At 66.6% G+C, this 23,203-nt stretch carries 24 protein-coding genes; 15 read left to right on the top strand and 9 right to left on the bottom strand.

Going from position 1 to position 23,203, the window contains the following annotated elements; all coding sequences use genetic code 11:
• The first annotated feature begins 55 nt into the window (after positions 1-55).
• From QXZ94_RS12790 to QXZ94_RS12765, 6 genes are all read left to right on the top strand, one after another.
• Positions 56-316, top strand: coding sequence for a hypothetical protein (locus tag QXZ94_RS12790; protein ID WP_315720704.1), 261 nt, complete (start codon positions 56-58; stop codon positions 314-316).
• Positions 317-558: 242 nt separating this feature from the next.
• Positions 559-2,973 (top strand): TonB-dependent receptor, encoded by a 2,415-nt coding sequence (locus tag QXZ94_RS12785; protein ID WP_315720703.1) that lies wholly within the window; start codon positions 559-561, stop codon positions 2,971-2,973.
• 2 nt (positions 2,974-2,975) lie between these two features.
• Complete coding sequence (locus tag QXZ94_RS12780; protein ID WP_172113477.1) at positions 2,976-3,665, top strand: Fe2+-dependent dioxygenase; 690 nt, start codon at positions 2,976-2,978, stop codon at positions 3,663-3,665.
• 11 nt (positions 3,666-3,676) lie between these two features.
• Entirely contained in the window at positions 3,677-4,594 is a 918-nt protein-coding gene (gene exbB, locus QXZ94_RS12775; RefSeq protein WP_315720702.1) for a tonB-system energizer ExbB, read from the top strand.
• A 6-nt stretch (positions 4,595-4,600) separates the two neighbouring features.
• On the top strand, positions 4,601-5,065 hold the full coding sequence (locus tag QXZ94_RS12770; protein WP_172113479.1) for a biopolymer transporter ExbD: 465 nt from the start codon (positions 4,601-4,603) through the stop codon (positions 5,063-5,065).
• 14 nt (positions 5,066-5,079) lie between these two features.
• Entirely contained in the window at positions 5,080-5,871 is a 792-nt protein-coding gene (locus tag QXZ94_RS12765) for a TonB family protein (RefSeq protein WP_315720701.1), read from the top strand.
• Positions 5,872-5,910: 39 nt separating this feature from the next.
• Here QXZ94_RS12765 and QXZ94_RS12760 read toward each other — a convergent pair whose 3' ends face one another.
• The 4 genes from QXZ94_RS12760 to QXZ94_RS12745 all read right to left on the bottom strand — a co-directional run bounded on the left by QXZ94_RS12760 (position 5,911) and on the right by QXZ94_RS12745 (position 8,894).
• Entirely contained in the window at positions 5,911-6,315 is a 405-nt protein-coding gene (locus tag QXZ94_RS12760; RefSeq protein WP_315726225.1) for a hypothetical protein, read from the bottom strand.
• A gap of 58 nt (positions 6,316-6,373) precedes the next feature.
• A complete protein-coding gene (locus QXZ94_RS12755) occupies positions 6,374-7,054 on the bottom strand; it encodes a site-2 protease family protein (protein WP_315720700.1) in 681 nt (226 codons plus the stop codon).
• Positions 7,055-7,109: 55 nt separating this feature from the next.
• Positions 7,110-7,499 carry a GFA family protein gene (locus QXZ94_RS12750; RefSeq protein WP_315720699.1) on the bottom strand — a complete coding sequence of 130 codons (390 nt, stop codon included), beginning with the start codon at positions 7,497-7,499 and terminating at the stop codon, positions 7,110-7,112.
• Positions 7,500-7,877: 378 nt separating this feature from the next.
• Positions 7,878-8,894: a zinc-binding alcohol dehydrogenase family protein gene (locus tag QXZ94_RS12745; RefSeq protein ID WP_315720698.1), complete on the bottom strand. Its 1,017-nt coding sequence runs from the start codon at positions 8,892-8,894 to the stop codon at positions 7,878-7,880.
• A 116-nt stretch (positions 8,895-9,010) separates the two neighbouring features.
• On the opposite strand from QXZ94_RS12745, the gene QXZ94_RS12740 reads away from it, so the two are divergent.
• From QXZ94_RS12740 to QXZ94_RS12730, 3 genes are read left to right on the top strand one after another with little or no spacing between them, the layout of a single operon-like run.
• Positions 9,011-9,388 carry a helix-turn-helix domain-containing protein gene (locus QXZ94_RS12740; protein WP_315720697.1) on the top strand — a complete coding sequence of 126 codons (378 nt, stop codon included), beginning with the start codon at positions 9,011-9,013 and terminating at the stop codon, positions 9,386-9,388.
• 60 nt (positions 9,389-9,448) lie between these two features.
• Positions 9,449-10,843 (top strand): DegQ family serine endoprotease, encoded by a 1,395-nt coding sequence (locus tag QXZ94_RS12735; protein WP_315720696.1) that lies wholly within the window; start codon positions 9,449-9,451, stop codon positions 10,841-10,843.
• Positions 10,840-12,174: a replication-associated recombination protein A gene (locus tag QXZ94_RS12730; RefSeq protein ID WP_315720695.1), complete on the top strand. Its 1,335-nt coding sequence runs from the start codon at positions 10,840-10,842 to the stop codon at positions 12,172-12,174. Before QXZ94_RS12735 ends, QXZ94_RS12730 begins: the two co-directional genes overlap by 4 nt.
• A 355-nt stretch (positions 12,175-12,529) precedes the next feature.
• Here QXZ94_RS12730 and QXZ94_RS12725 read toward each other — a convergent pair whose 3' ends face one another.
• On the bottom strand, positions 12,530-13,480 hold the full coding sequence (locus tag QXZ94_RS12725; RefSeq protein ID WP_315720694.1) for an alpha/beta hydrolase: 951 nt from the start codon (positions 13,478-13,480) through the stop codon (positions 12,530-12,532).
• A 106-nt stretch (positions 13,481-13,586) separates the two neighbouring features.
• On the opposite strand from QXZ94_RS12725, the gene QXZ94_RS12720 reads away from it, so the two are divergent.
• Positions 13,587-14,975, top strand: coding sequence for an RluA family pseudouridine synthase (locus tag QXZ94_RS12720; protein ID WP_315720693.1), 1,389 nt, complete (start codon positions 13,587-13,589; stop codon positions 14,973-14,975).
• Positions 14,976-14,983: 8 nt separating this feature from the next.
• Here the strand turns inward: QXZ94_RS12720 and QXZ94_RS12715 are convergent, their stop codons facing one another.
• Positions 14,984-15,157, bottom strand: a complete 174-nt coding sequence (locus tag QXZ94_RS12715) for an RNA polymerase sigma factor region1.1 domain-containing protein (protein WP_315720692.1) — start codon at positions 15,155-15,157, stop codon at positions 14,984-14,986.
• 61 nt (positions 15,158-15,218) lie between these two features.
• Entirely contained in the window at positions 15,219-15,659 is a 441-nt protein-coding gene (locus QXZ94_RS12710) for a hypothetical protein (protein WP_315720691.1), read from the bottom strand.
• A 91-nt stretch (positions 15,660-15,750) separates the two neighbouring features.
• Between QXZ94_RS12710 and QXZ94_RS12705 the strand changes: the two genes are divergently transcribed.
• The 4 genes from QXZ94_RS12705 (at position 15,751) to blaOXA (ending at position 19,420) form a co-directional block, all read left to right on the top strand.
• A complete protein-coding gene (locus QXZ94_RS12705; protein ID WP_315720690.1) occupies positions 15,751-16,533 on the top strand; it encodes an ATP12 family chaperone protein in 783 nt (260 codons plus the stop codon).
• Between the two features lie 61 nt (positions 16,534-16,594).
• On the top strand, positions 16,595-18,238 hold the full coding sequence (locus tag QXZ94_RS12700) for a flagellar hook-length control protein FliK (RefSeq protein WP_315720689.1): 1,644 nt from the start codon (positions 16,595-16,597) through the stop codon (positions 18,236-18,238).
• Positions 18,235-18,516, top strand: a complete 282-nt coding sequence (locus tag QXZ94_RS12695) for an EscU/YscU/HrcU family type III secretion system export apparatus switch protein (protein WP_172115570.1) — start codon at positions 18,235-18,237, stop codon at positions 18,514-18,516. Before QXZ94_RS12700 ends, QXZ94_RS12695 begins: the two co-directional genes overlap by 4 nt.
• Positions 18,517-18,601: 85 nt before the next feature.
• Positions 18,602-19,420, top strand: coding sequence for an OXA-1091 family oxacillin-hydrolyzing class D beta-lactamase (gene blaOXA / locus QXZ94_RS12690; protein WP_315720688.1), 819 nt, complete (start codon positions 18,602-18,604; stop codon positions 19,418-19,420).
• Between the two features lie 21 nt (positions 19,421-19,441).
• Here the strand turns inward: blaOXA and QXZ94_RS12685 are convergent, their stop codons facing one another.
• Positions 19,442-19,927, bottom strand: coding sequence for a hypothetical protein (locus tag QXZ94_RS12685; protein ID WP_172115566.1), 486 nt, complete (start codon positions 19,925-19,927; stop codon positions 19,442-19,444).
• Between the two features lie 100 nt (positions 19,928-20,027).
• Positions 20,028-21,116 carry a dienelactone hydrolase family protein gene (locus QXZ94_RS12680; RefSeq protein WP_315720687.1) on the bottom strand — a complete coding sequence of 363 codons (1,089 nt, stop codon included), beginning with the start codon at positions 21,114-21,116 and terminating at the stop codon, positions 20,028-20,030.
• Between the two features lie 893 nt (positions 21,117-22,009).
• On the opposite strand from QXZ94_RS12680, the gene QXZ94_RS12675 reads away from it, so the two are divergent.
• Positions 22,010-23,191, top strand: coding sequence for an efflux RND transporter periplasmic adaptor subunit (locus QXZ94_RS12675; protein WP_315720686.1), 1,182 nt, complete (start codon positions 22,010-22,012; stop codon positions 23,189-23,191).
• Positions 23,192-23,203: the final 12 nt, after the last annotated feature.

Genomic DNA, 23,203 nt, shown 5'->3' with positions numbered 1-23,203 from the left:
ATCGTCCGGCAAGCGACGATGCGCCATGCGACGACAACGAGATGTGGAGCCTTCGATGGAAGAATTGAACGGAAAGATGCTCGCCTGCCAGATCCTGGTCACCGGCCTGATCGCGCGCGTCGCCAACGAGCAGCGCGATCCCCTGCGCTTCCTGACTGATTTCCGCGACGAGATCAGGGCTGTCGTCAACGGCGTGCGGATCGCGGGCATCGACGATTCCGAGCGCGTGCGCCGGATCGCGGTGCAGACCGTCGATGAGCTGTTCTCGCTGATGAAGCCGCCGAGCAGCGACGAGACCGCCGGGTCGTCGACCTGAGACACGGGCCGATTCGACAACAGCGCGAGTCAAATCGCGCTGTTTAGAACGATTTCAAGTTCCGCCTGTTTCTATTAGTTGCGCGTTTTTAGAATTGTTTTGATCTGGAACTATTCAAGGCCAAATTGGGGCTCCTCAAATTGACCCCCTGAAACACGCCCGATACCAACGACACATCGTCGCACTGCGAATGATCCGCGGAAGCGATGTGCAATGAAAAATCTGGGGCGCGTGAAATTAAAATGGGACAGGTGAGAGCACCGCGTTCGCTGCGGGCAGGCGCAGCGATGAAGTTTTTCGAGGGACGAGGAGAGGGGCCTCTCGTCACCAAAGTGTCGGCGGTCGCCGGACTGATGGCCGTGGCGTCGGTGTCGTCAGCCGAAGCGCAACCCGCTTCCGACCTGCCACCCGTGAACGTCGATGCGCCGGTCGCGCGCGCCAAACCAACGTCCTCCAAGCCGACCGCCGAGCAGGTCCGCGCCCGCAATGCCCTGCGCCGCGCGGCCCGCCAGCAGGCGGGGCAGCAGGGGGCGGTAGCTTTCCCGAACGCGGGCGGGCTGGCCGCGCCCGACGCCAACCCCTATGCTGACGCGGCCGAGCCGTACAAGGTCAACCGCGTGCAGGCCTCGGGCAAGTTCCCCGAGCCGCTCCTGAACACGCCAAAGACGATCACGGTGATGAGCAAGGAGGTGCTGCAGGACAAGCACGTCACTGCGCTCAAGGAGATCGGCCGCTCGACCGCCGGCGTCACCTTGGGCTCGGGTGAGGGCGGCAACGCCTTCGGCGACCGCTTCTTCATCCGCGGCTTCGATGCCCGCAACGACGTCTTCATCGACGGCATCCGCGACCCCGCGGTGTCGATCCGCGAGAACTTCTTCACCGAGCAGATCGAGATCCTGCGTGGTCCGGCCTCATCCTATGCGGGGCGCGGCACCGCCGGCGGCGCGATCAACATCGTCACCAAGCAGGCCGGCGACACCAACTTCAAGCGGATGGACACCGAGTTCGGCACCGATCAGCAGAAGCGCGTGACGCTCGATGTCAACCAGGTGGTCTCGCCGACCGTCTCGGTGCGCACCGGCGGCGTGTTTCAGGACTCCAACGTCGCGGGACGCAACTACGTCACCGACGACCGCTGGGGCGCCTTCCTCTCGACCAAATGGACGCCGACCGAGGACCTCAAATTCACGACCAACTATGTCCACACCGATCTCTCCGGCTATCCTGATTTCGGCGTGCCCTACTACAAGCAGGGCAACGTGCCGGTGACTTCGGCCGGCATCCCGCGCAATACTTGGTACGGCTTCCTCAACCGTGACTTCCAGGCCGCGCGGCAGGACTTCGGCACCGGCACCATGGAGTACAAGGTCAACGAGGCAATTACGCTCACCAGCAAGTTCCGTGGCGAGCATTCAGAGCTGAACTACATCGGCACGCTGCCGCAGAACCCGAACACGACCAGCTCCAACCCGCTGCTGTGGACGACCACGGCCAGCGCGCAGAGCCGCTACCAGACCGTCGACGTCTGGGCCAACCAGAACGATGCCACGTTCAAGCTCGACACCTGGGGCATCAAGCATACCGCAGTCGTCGGCACCGAGTTCTCCAACGAGACCATCTCGATCGATCGCTATACCGGCCTGTCGTCGGAGCTGTTCGGCGGCGGCTCGACCAGCTCGGGCGCTGTTACCGGCGTCAATCTGTACTCGCCGCAATACACCAACATCCCGTTCAGTACGACGCCGTCGCTGGTCGGCAATCCCACCCGTTATGGCGTCAACACCAACAGCGTCTACGTGATGGATACGGCGAACTGGCGGGACACCATCATCCTGAACGGCGGCGTGCGCTATGACGGCTACATCATGGGGTCGTCGAACAACACCAGATACCTCAAGATGAACGCCGATCTGGTCAACTACAATGTCGGCCTGGTCTACAAGCCGATGCCGATCGGCAGCATCTACGCCGCCTACGCGACCTCGGCCAATCCGTTCGGCTCGGAGCTCGACGCCACCGGTACCGACTATGGCGGCGTGCCCGCCAACACCACGGTGCTGCTCGGGCCGGAGCGCAACAAGGCGGCCGAGCTCGGCACCAAATGGGAGCTGGTCGACCGCCACCTCCTGGTCTCGGCTGCGCTGTTCCAGACCACCAAGGACAATGCGCGCGAGACGGTGAACAGCATCCTCACCTCGGGCGCGGCCTACCGCATCCAGGGCATCGATATCGAGGCGGAGGGCAAGCTGACGGACCGCTGGAGCATCTTCGGCGGCCTGGTGCTAATGCAGTCCAAGGTCACCCAGAGCGGCGTCGCCTCCAATATCGGCCTGCAGCTCGCCAACATCGCGCACCAGTCGTTCAGCATGCTGTCGAAATACAAGCTCGACAATGGCTGGGAGATCGGCGGCCAGGCGGTCTACCGCTCCAAGGTCTATGGCGGCACCTTCGCGGCCAACACCGGCAACGAACTGCCGGCGTACTGGCGCTTCGATGCCTTCGTCGAGAAGAAGCTCGATGCGCACTGGACCATGAAGCTGTATGCGCAGAACCTGACCAACAAGCTGTACTACGACACGCTGTATCGGAGCGCGGTGCCGTTCGTCGCCGTCGCCCCGGGCCGCGCCTTCTACATCGTGACAACTGCGAAGTTCTGATCATGCTGATCTGCATCCCGGACGTTCTGTCCAAAGACGAGGTCGCCGACTTCCGCCGCATCATGGATGCGGCGGAGTGGGAGGACGGCCGCTCGACGGCCGGGGCGCAGTCGGCCATGGTCAAGCGCAACGAGCAGTTGCCACCGGAGGGTGAGGCGGCGCGGGTGCTCGGCCAACGCATCATCACGGCGTTGACGAAGAATCCGCGCTTCCTGTCGGCGGCGATCCCGCTGCAGATCTTTCCGCCTTTGTTCAACCGCTACACCGCTGCGCGCGGCGATCATTTCGGCATTCATGTCGACAATGCCGTGCGCGGCGATGCGCTGACTGGGCTTCGCATCCGCACCGACCTGTCGATGACGCTGTTCCTGGCCGAGCCGGACACGTATGACGGTGGCGAGCTTGTGATCGAGGACACCTACGGCTCGCACGAAGTCAAGTTGCCCGCAGGGCATGCGGTGCTGTATCCGTCATCGAGCCTTCACATGGTCACGCCGGTGACCCGCGGCGCCCGGGTCGCCTCTTTTTTCTGGATGCAGAGCATGATACGGGATGCCCATGTCCGGAGCATGATCTTCGATCTGGACACGGCGATCCAGAGCTTGGCGGAACGCCTCGGGAGGGACGATCCCGATGCGGTCAAGCTGACCGGCATCTATCACAATCTGATCCGGCAATGGGCCGAGGTTTAGTGGGCCGAGATATGATGACATCGTTCCTCGCAAGGTTTGCAATCGTCCTGTCATTTCTGACCGTTTCGGCCGTGGCGCCTGCGGGCGCGCAGCAGGTCGTGCCACAGGCGCCGGCTGCTCCTGCGATCTCGACGGACCTGTCGGCTCAGCCTCCGGCGGCGGGACAGCTGGCCCCGGGACAGGCGGCCGCGACCAGCGCCGAGAGCGCCGCACGCGGTGGAAAGTCGTTGACCACCGGGCTCGACGAGCTGTCGCCGCTCGGCATGTTCCTCAAGGCCGACATGATCGTCAAATCGGTCATGATCGCGCTGGCGCTGGCCTCGGTCGCGAGCTGGACGATCCTGATTGCCAAGAGCATCGAATTCTCGGTGCTGCGCCGCCGCTTGGTCGCAGCGCTGCGCAAGCTCGGCGGTGCGAAGTCGCTCGCCGAGGCGCATCTGGCGCTCGGCAATGGCAAGAACGTCGCGACGGTGCTGCTCCAGGCGGCCATCGCGGAGGCGCGGCTCTCGGCCGGGCTCGGCAGCGACGAGGGCATCAAGGAGCGCGCGGCGTCGAGCTTCACCGAGATCGTCCGCGCCGAGGCGCGGCGCGTGCGCGTCGGCATGGGCCTGCTTGCCACCGTCGGTGCCATCTCGCCCTTCGTCGGGCTGTTCGGCACCGTCTGGGGCATCATGAACAGCTTCATCGGTATCTCCAAATCGCAGACCACCAATCTCGCGGTGGTCGCGCCGGGCATCGCCGAGGCGCTGCTGGCGACTGCGATCGGCCTGGCCGCCGCGATCCCTGCGGTCATCATCTACAATCACTTCTCACGCGTCACGAAGGGCTATCTCGAGCTGGTCAACCGCGCCTCCGGCGCCACTGGGCGGCTGTTGTCGCGCGATCTCGATCGCAGCCAGATCGGCCTGCACGCGCGCGCGGCGGAGTAGCAGGCGATGGCCGTCTCGCTCTCCGAAGGTGATCTCGACGACGATTTCGACGAGACCCACGACATCAACGTGACGCCGTTCATCGACGTCATCCTGGTGCTGCTCATCATCTTCATGGTGGCCGCGCCGTTGTCGACGGTCGACCTGCCGATCGACCTGCCGTCGTCGAGCGCGACGCCACAGAAGAAGCCGGAGAAGCCGACCTATGTGTCGGTCAAGCCCGACCTGTCGCTGGCGATCGGCGAGAACCCGGTCAAGCGGGCTGATCTGGTCGCCGAGCTGAACAGGGTGATGGCCGACCAGACCGATCGGACGGTCTTCCTGCGTGGCGACCGCGGGGCTCCCTATGGCGAGGTCATGGACGTTCTGGAGCTGCTCCGCGATGCGCACTTCAAGTTCAAGCTGGTGGCGCTGGAGCGGCCGGCCGGGGCTGCCGGGGGAGCGGTTGCCGCTCCGGCCCCGCAACCCTGATCGGTCCGTCTGAGATGAGCGATCTCCTCACCTCGCACTCGACCTCCCGCGTCGCCTGGTTCGCGGCGGCGCTGGTGGCCGTCGCGCTCCACATCGGCGGCGTGGCCGTGGCCTTGACCACGGCGCATGGTGACGACGACGATGGCGGCCTCGGCACTGCCGCCGACGTCATCGACGCCGAGATCGCCGCTCCGAAGGTCGAGGATTCGGACTTGCCGATGGGCGTGGATTCCGTCGCCGATACGGCCTCGGCCGCCACCCCGGAGCAGAAGGCGGAGACCGAGCAGACGGATCTGCAGAAGGGCATTCCCACCACCACCGAGGAGGCCGACCAGCAGGTGTCGCCCACCGAGGCCAAGAAGCCCACGGAAGAGGAAAAGGTCGCCGCCGTCGAGACCAACGCGTCGGAGGCGCGGGAGGCGGCCGTGGACAGCTCGCGCAAGACGCTCGATGCCAAGGTCCCCGAAGCCGATCGCGTCAAGGCGCCCGATCCCAGCGGCACCGGCAAGGACAGGGACCCGCAGACGGCCAACTGGCAGCGCAAGCTCAGCCTGATCGTGAAGAAGAATCAGAAATATCCCGCCGGCAAGACCCAGGGCGGAAGCGTCCGGATCTCCTTCAAGCTCAACCGCCGGGGCAACGTGGTCTCCGTCGACGTGATCCAGTCATCCGGCGACCCGGATTACGATCACGAAGCGGTGGCGATGGTGCGACGCTCGGATCCGTTCCCCAAGCCGCCGGCGCAGATCTCGGACGACGAGATACCCTTCAACATCGTCGTGAAATTCCCGGCGACCAAGACCTGACGCCGCGGCCCGAGGGCCTGGTCCTCCTGGCCGTACGGCTCACTGCCAGTACAGCCTGATCCCGACATAGGCGACGCAGAGCGTGACGAAGATCAGGGCCACCGGCAGCTTGCGCTGCGCGGCGGGGCCGGACTGCGCCGCTTTCGGCTTCGGCGGCAGCTTGCGGAAGGCGGTGACGTTGTCGCTCACCGGCTCGGCCGCGGCCTGCTTGACCTCCGGCGGCGCGCCGCCGCCGCCCATCTCGGCGTAGTAGGCCTTGTACATCTCGCGGATGGTGGCCTCGGTCGCCTCGTGCTCGGACATCTCGCCCAGCCGGGTCTTGTAGCTCGCCAGGAACTCCTGCGCGGCCGGCGGCAGGCCGGAGGCGCCGTTCAGCTTGGCGATCATCTTCCAGGTCGCGAAATCGGCGCGGGCGCGCGTATCGGCGCGGCGCGCGATCATCATGTCAGCGGCTTTGACCAAGAGTGCCTCGGAGCTCGTTTACCGTCCCTGATACGGAGACCTATGCGTTACCCGTCAATAACAGAAGCAGTTGCTTGAGAGAATCGGTCATGGCGCGGAGCAGCCCCGACACAAAATCAAGATTAAGACCGAACTGGGAACCCGCGAGCGGCAGCAGGATCAAAAATCCGATCAGAATCAGCATGCCGTAGGGCTCGAGCCGGGCAAAGGGCCGGGCCAGCACGGATGGCAGCAGCCCGACCGCCACCCGGCCGCCATCGAGCGGCGGTATCGGGAGCATGTTGAACACCGCGAGCAGGATGTTGAACGAGAAGGCATTGAGCAGATTGTGGGCAACCCATCGCGCCCCCTCGGCCGGCACCAGTGGCAGGACGTGGAATGCCAGCCCGGCAGCCAGCGCCAGCACGATGTTGGTCGCCGGCCCCGCCAGGGCGACCATGATCATGCCGGCCCGTAGTGGCTGCAGGTTGCGGAAGTTGACCGGGACCGGCTTGGCATAGCCGAACAGGAACGGCGAGCCCGACAGCAGCAGCATCCCCGGCAGCAGAATCGTGCCGAACGGATCGATGTGCTTGAGCGGGTTGAAGCTGACGCGACCGAGTTGCTTGGCGGTGTCGTCGCCGAACCGCCAGGCGACGAAGGCATGGGCGGCCTCGTGAAAGGTGATGGCGACGATGACCGGCAGGATCCAGATCGAGATGCCGTAGAGCGAGATGTTCAAGGAGCGAGGTTCCGGACGCGTTGACGCCTTACATAGGCACGATGGTTCCGCGATGCTACGCGGGATTTTCCGGAAATTGCGGCAGGCCGTCGTCCAGGCTCACCCAGCCGATCCTGGCCGACGTCCAGATGTGCTCGGTCGGCCTGAACGCATTGGGATCGTCGAAGCAGGCCAGCGCCACGCCGACGACGGGGCGGGTGTTGCGCCAGGAGAACAGCCGCGTGCCGCAGCGCGGGCAGAACATCCGGTCGAGCGCGTCGGACGAGGGGAAGCGCGCGGTCTCGCCGTGGATCGTCAGCGCCTCATGGGAGAACAGCGCGCGGGCGAAATAGGGCGAGCCCATCGCCTTCTGGCAGTTGCGGCAATGGCAGATGCGGACGTTGATCGGCTCGCCCGTGCAAGCGAAGCGCACTGCACCGCAGAAGCATCCGCCATGGTGGGTCATGATGTCGATCTCCGTCGCGGATGAATGTCGTCAGCGCATCGCTGCGCGCATTGTTCGAGGCTGCTCACGGACGCTTGTCCAGATGCGAGGGGCGGACTTGTCGAGTGTTGATAGAGCAGATCGGGGGTGGTCGGCGAGTCCTCATCTGGCGACACGCGCTCTCGCGGCCGTCATTGCGAAGAGCGTAGCGACGAAGCGATCCAGAGTCCCGCGATGACCCTGGATTGCTTCGCTTCGCTCGCAATGACGGAGAGATCTCGTTTGTTGGTTAGTCGCGCCGTGTCCACCATTGCGCAGCGGAACGCGCTGAGGGAGGTGGGCACGCTGCCGCCTTGCGGTGACTGCTTTGCCCACCTCCGAGGTTGCCACGTTGGTGAGCTAGCCCCACCCCTCCAGCACGATCTTGCCGCGTGAGGTGTTGCTCTCGATCAGCGCATGCGCGCGCTTGAGGTTCGCCGCATTGATCGTGCCGTAGTTGTCGCCGAGGGTGGTGCGGATGACGCCCTTGTCGATCAGATCTGACACGTCGTTCAGCAGGTTGTGCTGGGCGATCATGTCAGGCGTCGTGAACGACGACCGCGTGAACATCGATTCCCAGTGGATCGAGATCGCCTTGCCCTTGAAGGCGGCGATCGAAAACTCGGCGGGATCGTCGATCAGGCCGAACTTGCCTTGCGGCGCCATGAACTCGGCGATCGCCTTGTAGTGCTGGTCGCTGTAGGTGAGGCTCGCGACGAGCGCGACAGGCGGCAGCTTGAGCGCGTCGATCTGTTCCTTCATCGGTATGGCGTGGTCGACGACGGCGTGGGCGCCGAGCGCCAGGCACCAGTCGCGCGATTCCGGCCGCGTCGCGGTCGCGAGCACGGTCAGGCCGGTGAGACGGCGCGCGAGCTGGATCAGGATCGAGCCAACGCCGCCGGCCGCGCCGGTGATCAGCAGAGTGCGATCGTCGAGGCTCTTGCCAGGGATAGCGCCGAGCCGGTCGAACAGCAGCTCCCAGGCGGTGATCGAGGTCAGGGGCAGGGCGGCGGCTTCGGCAAACGACAGGCTCTTGGGCTTGCGGCCGACGATGCGCTCGTCGACGAGATGGAATTCGGCATTGGTGCCCTGGCGCAGGATCGAGCCGGCGTAGAAGACCTCGTCGCCGGCCTTGAACAGCGTCACCTCGGGGCCGACCGCCTCGACCACGCCGGCGGCGTCATAGCCGAGGATCTTGGTCTCGCCGGCCGGCGGCGCGGCACGCTTGCGCACTTTGGTGTCGACGGGATTGACCGAGATCGCCTTCACCGCGACGCAGATGTCGCGCCCTTTCGGCTCGGGCTTGGCGGTTTCGAAATCGAACAGCGCGCGCTCCTCGATGATGGCGAGCGACTGCTGGTAACCGACGGCCTTCATCACAATCTCCTGGCTGGCTTCTCCATGGGATTTACTTGTCCTGCTGGCGTCGTTTCGGCAAGTACTGTAAAAACAGGGAACTAGTCCCCGTTTGGATACTATTGGGCCAAAACGCGATGAAACGGAAGAATTTCGCCCGCCGCCCTGGCTGCGCGGTCGAAGCCACGCTCGATCTGATCGACGGCAAGTGGAAGGGGGTGATCCTCTACCACCTGCAGGGCGGCAGCCAGCGCTTCGGCGAGCTGCGCCGGCTGATGCCGAGCGTGACGCAGCGCATGCTGACCAAGCAGTTGCGCGCGCTGGAGGAGGACGGGCTCGTGGTCCGCAAGGTCTACGCCGAGGTGCCGCCGCGCGTGGAGTACAGCCTCTCCGAGATCGGCGAGAGCCTGCGGCCGGTTATCGAGGTGCTCAGGACGTGGGGCGAGCGGCACCAGGAACGGCTGTCCTGTGCCCCCGTTGCCGAGACCATCAAAACGCCGCATCAGACCGCCTGAGCTTGGCCATCACGGCCGTTCCGCCTATATCCAGGGCCTCATTTTTCCAGGATTTGTCGCATGACGTTGATTCGCTCCACCGTAGCCCTGCTGCTGTCGCTGCTGGCCGCCACACCGCTCGCGGCGCAGGACCGGCGCGTGCCGCAATCCGCGGCCGAGCTGCGACTGTCCTATGCGCCGATCGTACAGCGCGTGCAGCCCGCGGTGGTCAACGTCTACGCCGCCAAGGTGGTGCAGAACCGCAATCCCTTCCTCGACGATCCGATCTTCCGCCGCTTCTTCGGCCTGCAAGGCGGACCACAGGAGCAGATGCAGCGCTCGCTCGGCTCCGGCGTGATGATCGATGCATCCGGTCTCGTCGTCACCAACGTGCATGTCATCGAGGGGGCCGACGAGGTGAAGGTGTCGCTGTCCGACAAGCGCGAGTTCGAGGCGGAGATCGTGCTGAAGGACAGCCGCACCGATCTCGCGGTGCTCAAGCTGAAGGGGACCAAGGAGCAGTTTCCGACCCTCGAGCTCGCCAATTCAGATGACCTCCTGGTCGGCGACGTCGTGCTGGCCATCGGCAATCCCTTCGGCGTCGGCCAGACCGTGACGCACGGCATCGTGTCGGCGCTTGCGCGCACCCAGGTTGGCATCACCGACTATCAGTTCTTCATTCAGACCGACGCGGCGATCAATCCCGGTAATTCCGGCGGCGCGCTGGTCGACATGACCGGGCGGCTCGCCGGCATCAACACGGCGATCTATTCGAAGTCCGGCGGCTCGCAAGGCATTGGCTTCGCGATCCCCGCCAACATGGTGCGTGTCGTCGTGGCCTCGGCCAAGAGCGGCGGCAAGGCGGTGAAGCGCCCTTGGCTCGGCGCGCGGCTGCAGGCAGTGACGCCGGAGATTGCCGAGAGCCTCGGCCTGCGTTCGCCGACCGGCGCGCTGGTCGCCTCGGTGGTGGCGAACAGCCCGGCGGCGAAAGCCGGCATCAAGTCGTCGGATCTGATCGTGTCGATCGATGGCCAGACCGTGGACGATCCCAACGCCTTCGACTATCGCTTCGCCACCCGTCCGCTCGGCGGGACCGCGCACATCGAGGTGCAGCGCGGCGGCAAGCCGGTGAAGGTCGCGGTCGCGCTGGAGACGGCGCCGGACACCGGACGCAACGAGATGGTCATCAACGGCCGCTCGCCGTTCCAGGGTGCCAAGGTCGCCAACATCTCGCCGGCCGTCGCCGACGAGCTGCATCTCGATGCCGACACCGAAGGCGTCGTCATTCTCGAACCGGGCGACGGCACCACGGCGGCCAATGTCGGCTTCCAGAAGGGCGACGTGATCATGGCCGTCAACAACCAGAAGATCGCCAAGACCACCGATCTCGACAAGGCCTCGCGCGAGCAGGCCCGCCTCTGGCGGATCACCGTGCTGCGCGGCGGCCAGCAGATCAACGTCACGCTCGGCGGATGAGCCCGAAGCGTCCCCAGCAGGGAGGGCCGAGCCTCTTCGCTGCCGCGGGGATGGAGCACGACGCGCCGCGGCCGCTGCCGGAGCGGCTGCGCCCGCACCAGCTGTCGGATGTGGTCGGACAGGATCACATCCTCGGCCCCGACGGCGCGCTGACCCGCATGCTGGAGACGCGGACGCTCGGCTCCTTGATCTTCTGGGGCCCGCCGGGCACCGGCAAGACGACGGTCGCGCGGCTGCTGGCCGACGCCACCGAGCTGCATTTCGAGCAGATCTCGGCGGTGTTCTCCGGCGTCGCCGATCTGAAGAAGGTGTTCGACGCCGCGCGCGCGCGACGCGAGACCGGGCAGGGCACGCTGCTGTTCGTCGACGAGGTGCATCGCTTCAACCGGGCGCAGCAGGACTCCTTCCTGCCGGTGATGGAGGACGGCACCGTCGTCCTGGTGGGCGCCACCACGGAGAATCCGTCATTCGAGCTCAACGCCGCTCTGCTGTCGCGCTCGCGCGTGCTGGTGTTTCATTCGCTCGACGCCGCCGCGATCGAGAAGCTCTATAGCCACGCCGAGGCGGTCGAAGGCCGCAAGCTGCCGCTCGACGAGGACGCGCGCAATGTCCTGATCCGCATGGCCGACGGCGACGGCAGGGCCTCGCTGACGCTCGCCGAGGAAGTGTGGCGCTCCGCGCGCAAGGGCGAGATCTTCAATGCGGTACAGTTGCAGGAGATCCTGCAGCGCCGCGCGCCGATCTACGACAAGTCGGCCGACGGCCACTACAACCTGATCTCGGCCATGCACAAATCAGTGCGCGGCTCCGATCCGGATGCCGCGCTGTACTACTTCGCCCGCATGCTCGACGCCGGCGAGGACCCGCTGTTTCTCGCCCGCCGCATCGTGCGCATGGCGGTGGAGGACATCGGGCTGGCCGATCCCCAGGCGCTGGTGATCGCCAACGCCGCCAAGGACGCCTACGACTTCCTCGGCTCGCCCGAAGGCGAGCTCGCGATCGCGCAGGCCGTGATCTACGTCGCGACTGCACCGAAATCCAACGCCGCCTACAAGGCCTTCGGCGCCGCCAAGCGCGTGGCGAAGGAGGGTGGCTCATTGCTGCCGCCGAAGCATATCCTCAATGCACCCACCAAGCTGATGCAGAGCGAGGGCTATGGCACGGGCTATCAGTACGACCACGACACGCCCGACGCTTTTTCCGGGCAGGATTACTTCCCAGAAGCGCTCGGCCGCCAGCAGTTCTACGATCCCCCCGAACGCGGCTTCGAGCGTGAGATCCGGAAGCGGCTGGATTACTGGGCGAAGCTGAGGAAGGAGCGGGGCGGGTAGGAGCACTGATGCCGGTCTCGCTGTCGCAGCATACTCCGCTGCTTATGTCGCATCATGCCCTCGCCACGTCATTGCGAGCGTAGCGAAGCAATCCAGAGTCCCGCCCACCACCCTGGATTGCTTCGCTGCGCTCGCAATGACAGCGGTGAGAGGGAGTACGCTCCGCTACGCCGTCATTCCGGGGCAGTCGCGCGTCCGAAGGGGCGCGTGACTGAGCCCGGAATCCATGACCACACGCAGTCGTTGGTCGAAGGCTCCATGCCATGGGCATTTCGCGTCATCATCGGCGCTCGTGGTTATGGATTCCGGGCTCGCGCTGGCGCGCGCCCCGGAATGACGGAGGAGAGAGCGCGAACTACTTCCCTGTCTGCACGAACTCCGCGATCTCACGTGTCAGCCGGTCATCCTCCGTGTTGATCGAATACACCTCAGACATATGACTATGCTGCGGCAGCATCACGCTCCGCGCGCAGCCGGAGGAGCGCTTGCAGGCGGCCTGCTTCAACAGGTCGAACTGCTCGATGAAGCGCGGCGGGTCGAGCTCGGCGGAGGCGATCATCAGCGGTAATGACGAGGCCTGCAGGCCCTGCAGCGACGACCGCTCCTTGAAGCGGGAGGGGTCGGTGCCGAAATAGGCCATCTCCTGGTCGCCGAGCGGCGTCGCCGTGAGGTCGTAGACCCCGGAGGCCATGATGGCCCCCGCAAGGCCGCCGCCGCCGACTTTGTGGAATTCGGGATGCGCGACATAGGTCGCGACGTGCACGGCGCCCGCGGAATGGCCCATCAGGAAGATCCGTGCGGGATCGCCGCCGTTCTCGGCGGCGTGGGCCGCGACCCACTGCACCGCGCTTGCGACATCCTCGACGCCGGCGGGCCAGGGGAATTTCGGCGCGAGCCGATAGGTGATGTTGACGCCGACGAAGCCGTTCTTCACGGCCCACAGCATGATGTTGTCGTAGAACGGGCTGTCGGGCGTGGTGCGCTTGTTGCCGCCGATGAAGGCGCCGCCATGCACGAAGATCAGGATCGGGCGCGGCGCAGCCGTCGCGGTCTCCGGCGTGAAGACGTCGAGCAGGTTGCGCTCGGCGGTGCCGTAGCGGACGTCGCGCTGAACCTTCACGCCCACATAGGGTTCCCGCGCCTGCAGCGGCGCGTAGATCGCAGCTGTCTTCGGCGGGTCGATGGCGCGGCCGATCTCGATCAGCTTCCAGGCGATGTCGTCCGGCATCGGGCTCTGCTGCGCCTGCGCGGCGCCGAGCGTCAGCGCGGCCGTCAGGATCGTCAGGGCCAGTCTCGTCAGCATCATCGGGTCAGCTCCGATCGTGTCCGATTCGCGCAAGGGGAGGCCTTGCCGGGCCGATTTACCGTGATTTCGCCGTGACTGGCAGGGGCTTTTGCGATAGGCAGCACCCATGAGCCGCCGCATCAAGCGAACCCAGACCCGATCCGACCGCCCGACCGATCGCCGCAAAGATGAGCGGCCGAAGGCCGAAGCCGCGCGCAGCGCAGGTGCGCCGGCCAAGCGCGGGGCGCCAAAGCGCGAACCGGGCAAGCGGACGGATGGCGATCGTCCGCGGCGCGAGAGCTTTGCCGGCGAGCGTGACGCGCCGCGCAGCGAGTTTGGGCGAGGCAAGGGTGACCGCGTCCGCGCACCCCGCGGCGAGCGCGAGGATCGGCGCGAGACGTTCGAGCCGCGCGGCAAGCGCGCCGCTGCGGCCAAGCCCGCGCGCTTCGGCTCCGAGCGGTCCGAGCGCAAACCAGTGGCTGCGCCGCCGCCGAAGAAGCCCGAGCCGGAAACGGCAGTGCTGCCCACCAAGGTCCAGACCGTCGTCGTCACCGCCGACGAGAACAACATGCGCGTCGACCGTTTCCTCGAGGCGCGCTTTCCCGGCCTGTCGTTCTCCCACATCCAGCGCATCGTCCGCAAAGGCGAGCTGCGGGTCAACGGCAAGCGTGCCGACTCCAAGGACCGCCTGGAGGAAGGTCAGACCGTCCGTATTCCGCCGCTCAAGCTCGATGCGCCGAAGGTCTCGGGCGTGTTGTCGGAGGCCGAGCAGAAGACCCTCGATAGCCTGAAGGCGATGACGCTGTATGAGGATGACGACGTGCTCGTCCTCAACAAGCCGGTCGGGCTCGCGGTGCAGGGCGGTTCCGGCATGACGCGGCACATCGACCAGATGCTGGAGGTGATGCGCGACGCCAAGGGCCAGAAGCCGCGGCTCGTACACCGCATCGACCGCGAGACCTCCGGCTGTCTGCTGATCGCCAAGACGCGCTTCGCCGCCACGCATCTGACCGGCGCCTTCCGCAGCCGCTCGGCGCGCAAGATCTACTGGGCGCTGGTCGCGGGTGTTCCGAAGCCGAAGCAGGGCCGCATCTCGACCTATCTCGCCAAGGACGAGGGCGAGGACGACACCATCATGCGCGTCGCCGCCCATGGCGACGAAGGCGCCAGCCACGCCGTGACCTATTACGCCGTGGTCGAGGCCTCCGCCAACAAGCTCGCCTGGGTGTCGCTGAAGCCGGTGACCGGGCGCACCCACCAGCTGCGTGCGCACATGGCCCATATCGGCCATCCCATCGTCGGCGATCCCAAATATTTCAACATCGAGAACTGGTCGCTGCCCGGCGGCCTGCAGAACCGGCTGCATCTGCTGGCGCGCCGCATCGTCATTCCGCATCCGCGCGGCGGGTTCATCGACGCCACCGCGCCGCTGCCGCCGCACATGCTGCAATCCTGGAACCTGCTCGGCCTCGAGCACGACCGCTTCGACCCGATCGAGAACGCGCCGGAGGAGTGAGCGGGAGCTCAGCTCCTCCGTTCGACGAGCTGAATACCCGCGTCATGAAGTGCCAAGAATACATCTTCGACGTCCTCAGGCGGCCTCTCCGGACCGCACAGGTCGTTCAGCTCGTCAAATGTGATCTCGCCATCTGGCTCACTCAGCGCGATGGCGCGACGAATGATCTCTGCCACGGTCATGGTCATCCTCCGAGCTTAGGCCCTCTGTCTAAAGGGAGGGAGACTCGACTCCGCCGGGACCTCAATTCCGGAACTGCTGCAAAAACTCCCGTAGCGAATCGTGCGGGGTCTCGACGTCGAGGATGACCCAGCCGTCCGGCCCCTTGACCACGATGAAGTTCATCGTCACGCGGCGGCCCTGGTTGTCGAAGCTCGCGGCGACATAGGTCTTGTCGAACTGCCTGCGCAAGATCGCAATCGCGACCGGGCCGAGCTTCCAGCGCGGGCTCTGCACCAGGAAGTCGTAGGGCTCGCGCCGCGGCGCCGTCCAGGCCCTGGCGAGGCTCGGGTCGAAGAACTGCCGCGCGGCCTCGGGCGTCCGCGGCAGCCCGGCGGAGAGCTCCGGCGCGCCCTGGCCGTAGTGCGCATAGACGTTGCGCACCAGCGATTCCGGCGTGCCGAAGCCGGCGGCGGCCGGGACGGCGCTGCCGAGCAGGATCAGGATGAAGAGCGGGGCACGCATCGGCAGCTCGCATTTCGGGCGGACAGGGCTTATCTAGCGCGCAAACCACGGATCCTGTGTGATCCTTCCCTATCAGAGGGCCGGAATTTCCATGCGTGAACTGTTCGACGACGTCGCCGGCCGGTCGCCGCTCGATCCGCAGGAATCGGCGCGCCAGGCGATGCGCGCGCCGCTGCGCAAGCGTTTCTACAAGGAGGCCGGGACCGCCGCGGCCGACGGCGGCTTCCATGTGACGCTCGATGGCCGGCCGATCCGCACGCCGTCGGGCCGGCTCGTCGTCATCCCTGCGAAGGAGCTCGCGGAAGCCATCGCCGCGGAATGGCTGGCCCAAGGCGACAGCATCGATCCCACCCAGATGCCGCTGACGCGGTTCGCCAACAGCGTGGTGCAGTCGGTGGTGGATCGCGTCGAGGACGTGCGCGAGGACATCGCCAAATACCTCCAGTCCGACCTGCTGTTCTATCGTGCGGCAAACCCGGAGGCGCTGGTGGCCCGCGAGGCCGAGCATTGGGACCCGGTGCTGGATTGGGCGCGCGACAATCTCGGCGCGCGTTTCATCCTGTCCGAGGGGATCATGCATGTCAGCCAGCCGGATGCGGCGGTGCAGGCGGCGCGGAGCGCGCTGCCGACGGGCCCCTGGGCCGTGGCCGCCGCCCATGTGGTCACCACATTGACCGGTTCGGCGCTGCTGGCGCTGGCGCTGGTGCACGGCGTGCGCGATGCCGACCAGGTCTGGGCGGCTGCTCATGTCGACGAGGACTGGAACGTGGCGCAATGGGGGGCCGACGAGGAGGCGATGAGCCGCCGCGCCGCCAAGCAGATCGACTATCAGGCTGCGGTTCGCATCCTCCGGGAGCTCGCCGCGTCGCACTGAGGCCGGTTAACGCCGGGTTTAGGGCGAGGGGCTAGGCTGTGCGCGTAACCCGAGTACGCGCATGGTCCAGAGTGTCACCCCGCCGCCTTCCGTGAGCGCCGTCCGCGGCGTCGGAAACGCGCCGTCCGGAACCACGGTGGCGGGAGCGACCACGCTGCAGGCCGGTGCGCTGCTCAGCGCCAGGGTGCAGCAGGTGCTCGCCGAGAATCTGGTCCAGGTCGCGATCGGAAACCTGTCGATGGAGCTCGCCAGCGAGCTGCCACTGCAGGCCGGCCAGTCCGTGCAGGTCGCGGTGTCGCAGACCGCGCATGGCCTGCAGCTCGCGATCGTCGGGCAGGGCGCCGCTTCGGGCACGGGCGGCACGCCGACGCCGGCCGCCACCGTGGTCGACGTCACCGGCCGCCTCGCGCCGGCCTTGGCACCGCCTCCCGATCCGCTGACCGGGCTCGAGCGGCTCGCGGTGTCGATCGCCAGCGAGGAGGCGGCCACACGCCAGGGCAGCCAGGGGCCGTTGTTCGCCGATCTCCAGGCCGTGGCCGACTCGCCAAATCTTCCGCCGGCGTTGCGCGCGGCCGTTGCCCAGGTGCTGGCGCAGCAGACGCAGCTGTCGCCGGCGCTGACGGCGGAGGACGTGCAGGGCGCGGTGCGCAATTCCGGCCTGTTCCTGGAATCCTCGCTCGCCAATGGCAGCGCCGGTGCCGGCGGGCCCGACCTGAAGGCGGCGCTGATCGTGCTGCGCCAGACGCTGGCGTCGGTGCTGCAGACCGTCGATCCCGGCGCCACCGGATCGACGACGCCGTCGCCCGGTGCCTCCTACGCCTCGGTGCTGTCGGAGGCCGGCCGTGCCGCCGCCGCGCAGCAACAGAATGCGGCGCCCTCGCTGGTGCCGGATATCGACATCGAGCTGCCCCCGCAGCCCTGGGCCACCGGCATGGGCCGGGCCGATGTCGCGTCCGCCGGCCTCACCGGTTCGGCGCTGATCGAGTCCCTGACGGGGGCCAAGGCGCAGTCGCTGACCCCCGGCGCGGTGCTGGCCGTGCTGCAGGAGGCGCAGCAGCAGATCCCGCGTGCCGCCGGCCTCGTTCCCGGACGCAACACCAATGGCCGCGGCGACGTCGTCGCCCGCACCAACACGCCGCCGCCGCCATTCCGTGGCGGTGCGCCGGTGCCGCAGCACGTGGCGACGCCGACGCTCGGGTCCGACATGCCGCTGCCGGCAATTGCGCACCGGCTGCTCGACGAGACCGATCAGGCGCTGTCGCGGCAGACGCTGCTGCAGGTCGCCTCGCTGCCGGATCGCCCGGATGCCTCGACCGCGCGCACCGATTCCTCGTCGCCGCGCTGGAATTTCGAGATCCCCTTCGCCACGCCTCAGGGCACGGCGATGGCACAGTTCGAGATCTCGCGCGACGGCGGCACGCAGGCGCCCGATGCCGCCAAGCGCGTCTGGCGCGCGCGCTTCTCGCTCGACGTCGAGCCGGCGGGTCCCGTGCATGCACTGATCTCGTTCAGCGCCGAGCGGACCTCCGTGCGGATGTGGGCCGAGCGCCCGGTCACCGCCGCGCGGCTGCGTGCTGGCCTGTCCGATCTCGGCCAGGCGCTCAGCCGCGCCGAGCTGTCGCCGGGCGATCTCGTGGTGCAGGACGGCGCGCCGCCGGCGGTGATGCCGCCCAAGGCCGGCCATTTCCTGGATCGCGCGCTATGAGCATCGACGTGAAGGCCGCCAGCAAGACCCAGCTCGCCGTCGCGCTGCATTACGACAAGGGCCAGGGCGCGCCGCGCGTGGTCGCCAAGGGCAAGGGCACGATCGGCGCCAAGATCATCGAGGTTGCCAAGGCGCACGACATCCCGATCGAGGAGAACGAGGTGCTGGCCGGCGCGCTCTCCAATGTCGAGCTCGGCGACGAGATTCCCGAGGAGCTCTACAAGGCCGTCGCCGAGGTGCTGGTGTTCGTACTCAATCTGTCGCGGCCGATGCGCTGAGCGCGCCGCATTGTGATCTCCGTCATGCCTCGATGGTCGTCGCCCTGTGATAGGCAGGGGTGGAATTCGACGGAGAGATGACGCGATGCCCATCATGAGCCGCCGCCATGCGCTTGGCCTGCTGGCCGGCGCCAGCCTGCTGCCCGCGCGCGCCTTCGCGCATGTCGCGCCGCCGCGCAACGAGATCCGCGGCGCGCTCGCCGAGCGCTTCACCGAGGCCGCCACCAAGGGCACGTTCCTCGCCTACAAGGTGGAGGAGTATCTCATCATCGCCAGCGACACCGAGCGCTCCGGCGAGGCGAGGCTGCCGGCCTCGACGTTCAAGATCGCCAATTCGCTGATCGCGCTGGAGACCGGCGTCGTCGCCGACCCCGACAAGGACGTGTTCAAATGGGACGGCATCACCAGATCGATCGAGGCCTGGAACAAGGACCATACGCTGCGCAGCGCGATCGCGGTGTCGGCCGTGCCGGTCTATCAGGAGATCGCGCGGCGCATCGGGCCCGAGCGGATGCAGAAATATCTCGAGGAGCTCGACTACGGCAATCATGACATCGGCGGCGGCATCGATCAGTTCTGGCTGACGGGCGCGCTGCGGATCGATCCCGTCGAGCAGGTCGATTTCATCGATCGCCTGCGGCGCGGCGCATTGCCGGTGGCCAAGCGCAGTCAGGATCTGACGCGCGACATCATTCCCGTCACCAAGGTCGGCGACGCCGTCATCCACTACAAGTCGGGATTGCTCGGCAGGGAGCAGGGCGCGCTCGGCTGGATGGTCGGCTGGGTCGACAAGGGTGACCAGCCGACCGTGTTCGCACTCAACATGGATTGCCCCGAGCCACGTCACGTCGAAGCGCGCATGACGGTGGCCCAGGCGTGCCTGAAGGACATCGGCGCGCTTTGAACGTTGAGGCCACGGGCGCGCTTATCTGCGCGCGAGCTCCAGGTCGACACCTCGGATGTCCGTGCCCGCCGGGCGGATCGACACCGTCTGCCGCTTGCCGCTGGTCGTCAGCGCAAGGCCGGCCGAGAAGGTCTGGCCGCGCGCCTGGGCCTCGATGCGGTTGCCGACGGCGCGGCCCTCGATGGTGCCCGACGCGTTGTGGCTCGCCTCGCTCCATTGGCCGGAAATCTCGCCGCCGCGATAGGCGACGTCGCTGGAGAGATCGATGTTGTAGCTGTCGCTGGCGCAGCGGATGTTGAGGCGCAACTGCTCCCCGGCGCCGCCGACGTCGTAGGCCGCCCGGCAGCGCAGCCGCTCCTGGTTGCCGTCGGACAGGTTGATCACGCCGCCGCCGGTCCAGGAGCCCTCCAGCGCCCGGAACGGCGAGGCGGGTGCGCCATGGGCTGCGCCGCCCAGTGCGAGGGCGGTGAGCAAAGTCGGGATTGCAAGGCGAGAGGCGCGCATCATCGGGCTCCGTTTCATCGTCGAAAAGCGAGCGACAACGCAACAACACCCGATCCGTTCGATCTGTCACCTCAATAATTGATCCAAATCGTTCTATTTTTGCTCACGACAACTTGAGCAGCGCCCGGAGAAAATCCGTCACCGCCTGCCGCGCGGCCTCGGCGGTGGCCGGATTGCCGCCGACATGCGGGTCCAGCTCGACACAGGCATCCTGATAGGTGAACGGTTGCTGCGTGTCGGCGTTCATCAGCACACCGCCGTCGCCTTCCTTGATGTGGCAGTTGCGCACGGTCTGCGCCTTGGTCGCGACGGCAAGCATATTGGCGCCGAGCAGGCCGAGATCGAAGCCGTGCGGCGAGTCCGGATATTCGGTCAGCTCGACGTCACGCCCGGCGGCCTTCAGCCGTTCGACATAGGCCTTGCACGTTCGCACCGGATTGTAGTCGTCCGGTCCGCCATGGAAGATGCGGATCGGGCGCGCCGCAACGTCGGTATCGCCGAGATAGGTCGTTGCGCAGTCCGGATAGAACGGAATGTAGGCCGCGAACTGCACCCCCGAATGATTCCAGCGCTTGTGGAAGCGCTCGAGGCTGGCATAGAGCGCCGCCTGTCCGCCGCGCGAAAAACCCATCAGCACGATCCGCTCCGGATCGACGCGCGGATGCTTCGCCAGCACGTCGAGCGAGCGGTAGATGTCCATGATCAGGTTGAGCCGGCCGAGCTGGGCCTGGTTGGTGCTGGTGGTGGTGATGCCGCGCCCGGTGAAGCCGTCGATCGCGAAGGTCGAAATCCCCATCGCGTTGAAGGTGCGGCTCCAGGCCGCGATGTTCGCGCCAACGCCGCCCGAGCCATGCATCAAGACGACCACCGGCAGCCTGCCGCTGCCCTGCGCGACCCGCAATTCGCCGACCACGGTGACCGGCTTGCCGCCGTCGTCGCCGGACAGGAATTGCCGGTCGGACAAGGTGAGCGAAGGAATAGGATACATCTCGACCCGGGCCGGCACGTCCTTCCAGATGCCCTGCGCCTGCGCGTTGCCCGTGAGCGCGACGCCGACAATCGCAAGGCTTGCGACGGCAGCAGCGGCGACGGCGCGAAGGGAGCGCCGGCCGGCACGGCGCGTTGCGCGACTGAAACCGACGGACTCACACGCGGTCGAGACCATACGCGCCGCTTCCACGTGTCGCTTCATGATGATCCTCCCGGCTCGCTGCTTGTTGCGCGGCATTGGAGCCAAGTAGAACGAGTGGGCGCGAGGCTGTCAAACGAGCGCACCGGCAGCGCCAGCGGACAGCGGTGGACAACGCATCGAGCAGGCGATTGGTGCGTCGCGAGAGGTCGGCCGGGCTTCGACGAGATCCTGACATCCATTGCGCTGCTGCAACGCGCGGGGCTTCGCCGGAGACGCAGCACGAGCAGCGGACGAGTCCGCCGTGTCGTCACGAGGCGCCAGCAAGGCCATCGGCGCTTGTTGCAGAACGAGTCCAAGCCTCTTCAATTCGCTCACGAGCACGAGAGTTGCGTGGCACAAGAAGGGCGGTCAGCAATGGGCCACGCCGGTCGTGATGGACTGATGAGCTTCGTCGCGCCTCGCATCGTAAATCAATCGTTAGCGGCTCGCTCCAATCGTGACGGTATTCGAGACCATCGAATCCCGGGGACAACCCGGCCGACTGCTGGTCGCGCTCGTTTCCAAGACAATGACCGGCGCCGGCCTGCGAAATAATGTCGTGCAGTATTGATCCGTATTCCACCGGTGGTCGTTTCACGTTGAGGGACTATGTGTTGTTCGGATCGACAGCGTCAAAACGAAGCACGCGACAAAGCGCGCAGGCGTAGCCGCATCGGTCGCGGCGAAGCATCCCTGCGTTGTTGTCGCAGTCGCCGTTTTGTTGAGGAAAGTAGGTGGCTGTGAGCTATCAACTCACCTATGTAAGCGCCGCACGAAAATTCGTCGGCTCGCGATCGTGGTATACGGCGCGCCAAGTTTGTGAGCGACGACCTGGACGGCAGGCCCACGCGATCGGAGTGGTCTGACGGCCGTCGGGAAATGACGCGCGCCGGCGACGTTATTAGATGGGCTTCATGTTGAAAGAGCAGTTGATCCGTTCCGCCGGCGCGACGATCTGCGCCGTCTCCGTCATCACGCTTGCGGCGTGCAGCGATCAGGGCGGCGCGGCTGCGCCGCATGTGTCCGGTGCTCCCGAGGTCGGTGTGGTCAACCTCGTATCCGCGCCGGTCACGTTGACGAAGGACCTGCCGGGGCGGATCACCTCGATGCGGATCGCGGAGGTGCGCCCGCGCGTCAGCGGAATCGTGATCGAGCGCAGCTTTCAGCAGGGCGCCATGGTCGAAGCCGGGGCGGTGCTCTACCGGATCGATCCGGCCCCGTTCGAGGTCGAGTTGGAGAAGGCGCGCGCAGCGCTCGCCAAGGCCGAGGCTGTGCTCTATCAGGCGGACCGCCAGGAGGATCGCCTGAAGAACCTCTTGAAGGGCGAGGCGACCACCCAGGCGCAGTACGAGCTTGCGGTGGCCTCGGAGCGTCAGGCGCAGGCCGACGTGGCCGCTCAGAAGGCGGCTCTCGCCCAGGCACAGCTCAATCTCGACTGGGCGACGGTGCGGGCGCCGATCTCGGGCCGCATCGGCCGCGCGCTGGTGACCGAAGGCGCGTTGGTCAATCCCAACGAGACGACGCATCTGGCGACGATCCAGCAGCTCGATCCGGTCTATGCCGACTTCACCCAGTCCGTGGACGAGTTGAACCAGCTGCGGCGCGATCTCGCTGAAGGCCGCCTCAAGAGCGTGTCGCGCGAGGCGGCGCGGGTCCGCCTGCTGTTCGATGACGGCTCGATGTACAAGCATCCAGGTCGGCTGCTGTTCTCCGACGTCAGCGTCGATCCGGGCACCGCGAAGGTCACCCTGCGCGGCGAGTTTCCCAATCCGGAGGGCGAGCTGCTCCCGGGCATGTATGTCCGCGTTCAGATCGAGGAGGCGATCGATGCCGCGGGCATCGTCGTGCCCAGCCAGGCGGTGCAGCGGACGACGGCCGGCGGCAGCGCCGTCTATGTGGTCAACAATGAGGGCCGCGCCAATCTGCAGCCGGTGCGGCTCGGGCGCGCGCTCAATGGCGGGATGCTGATCGAGGACGGCCTCAAGCCGGGCTGGCGGATCGTGGTCGACGGCTTCCAGAAGTTCGGCCCGGGCAGCGCGGTCACGCCGGTACCGTGGAAAGCCTCCGGATCCGACAAGCCGTCCGCTCCGAACTGAACGCCGCTACGG

The sequence above is a fragment of the Bradyrhizobium sp. SZCCHNS2022 genome, assembly GCF_032377575.1.
Classification (GTDB): domain Bacteria; phylum Pseudomonadota; class Alphaproteobacteria; order Rhizobiales; family Xanthobacteraceae; genus Bradyrhizobium; species Bradyrhizobium aeschynomenes.
Note: the sequence above shows the minus strand (reverse complement) of the source record. Positions and strands in the feature narration are given on the sequence as shown.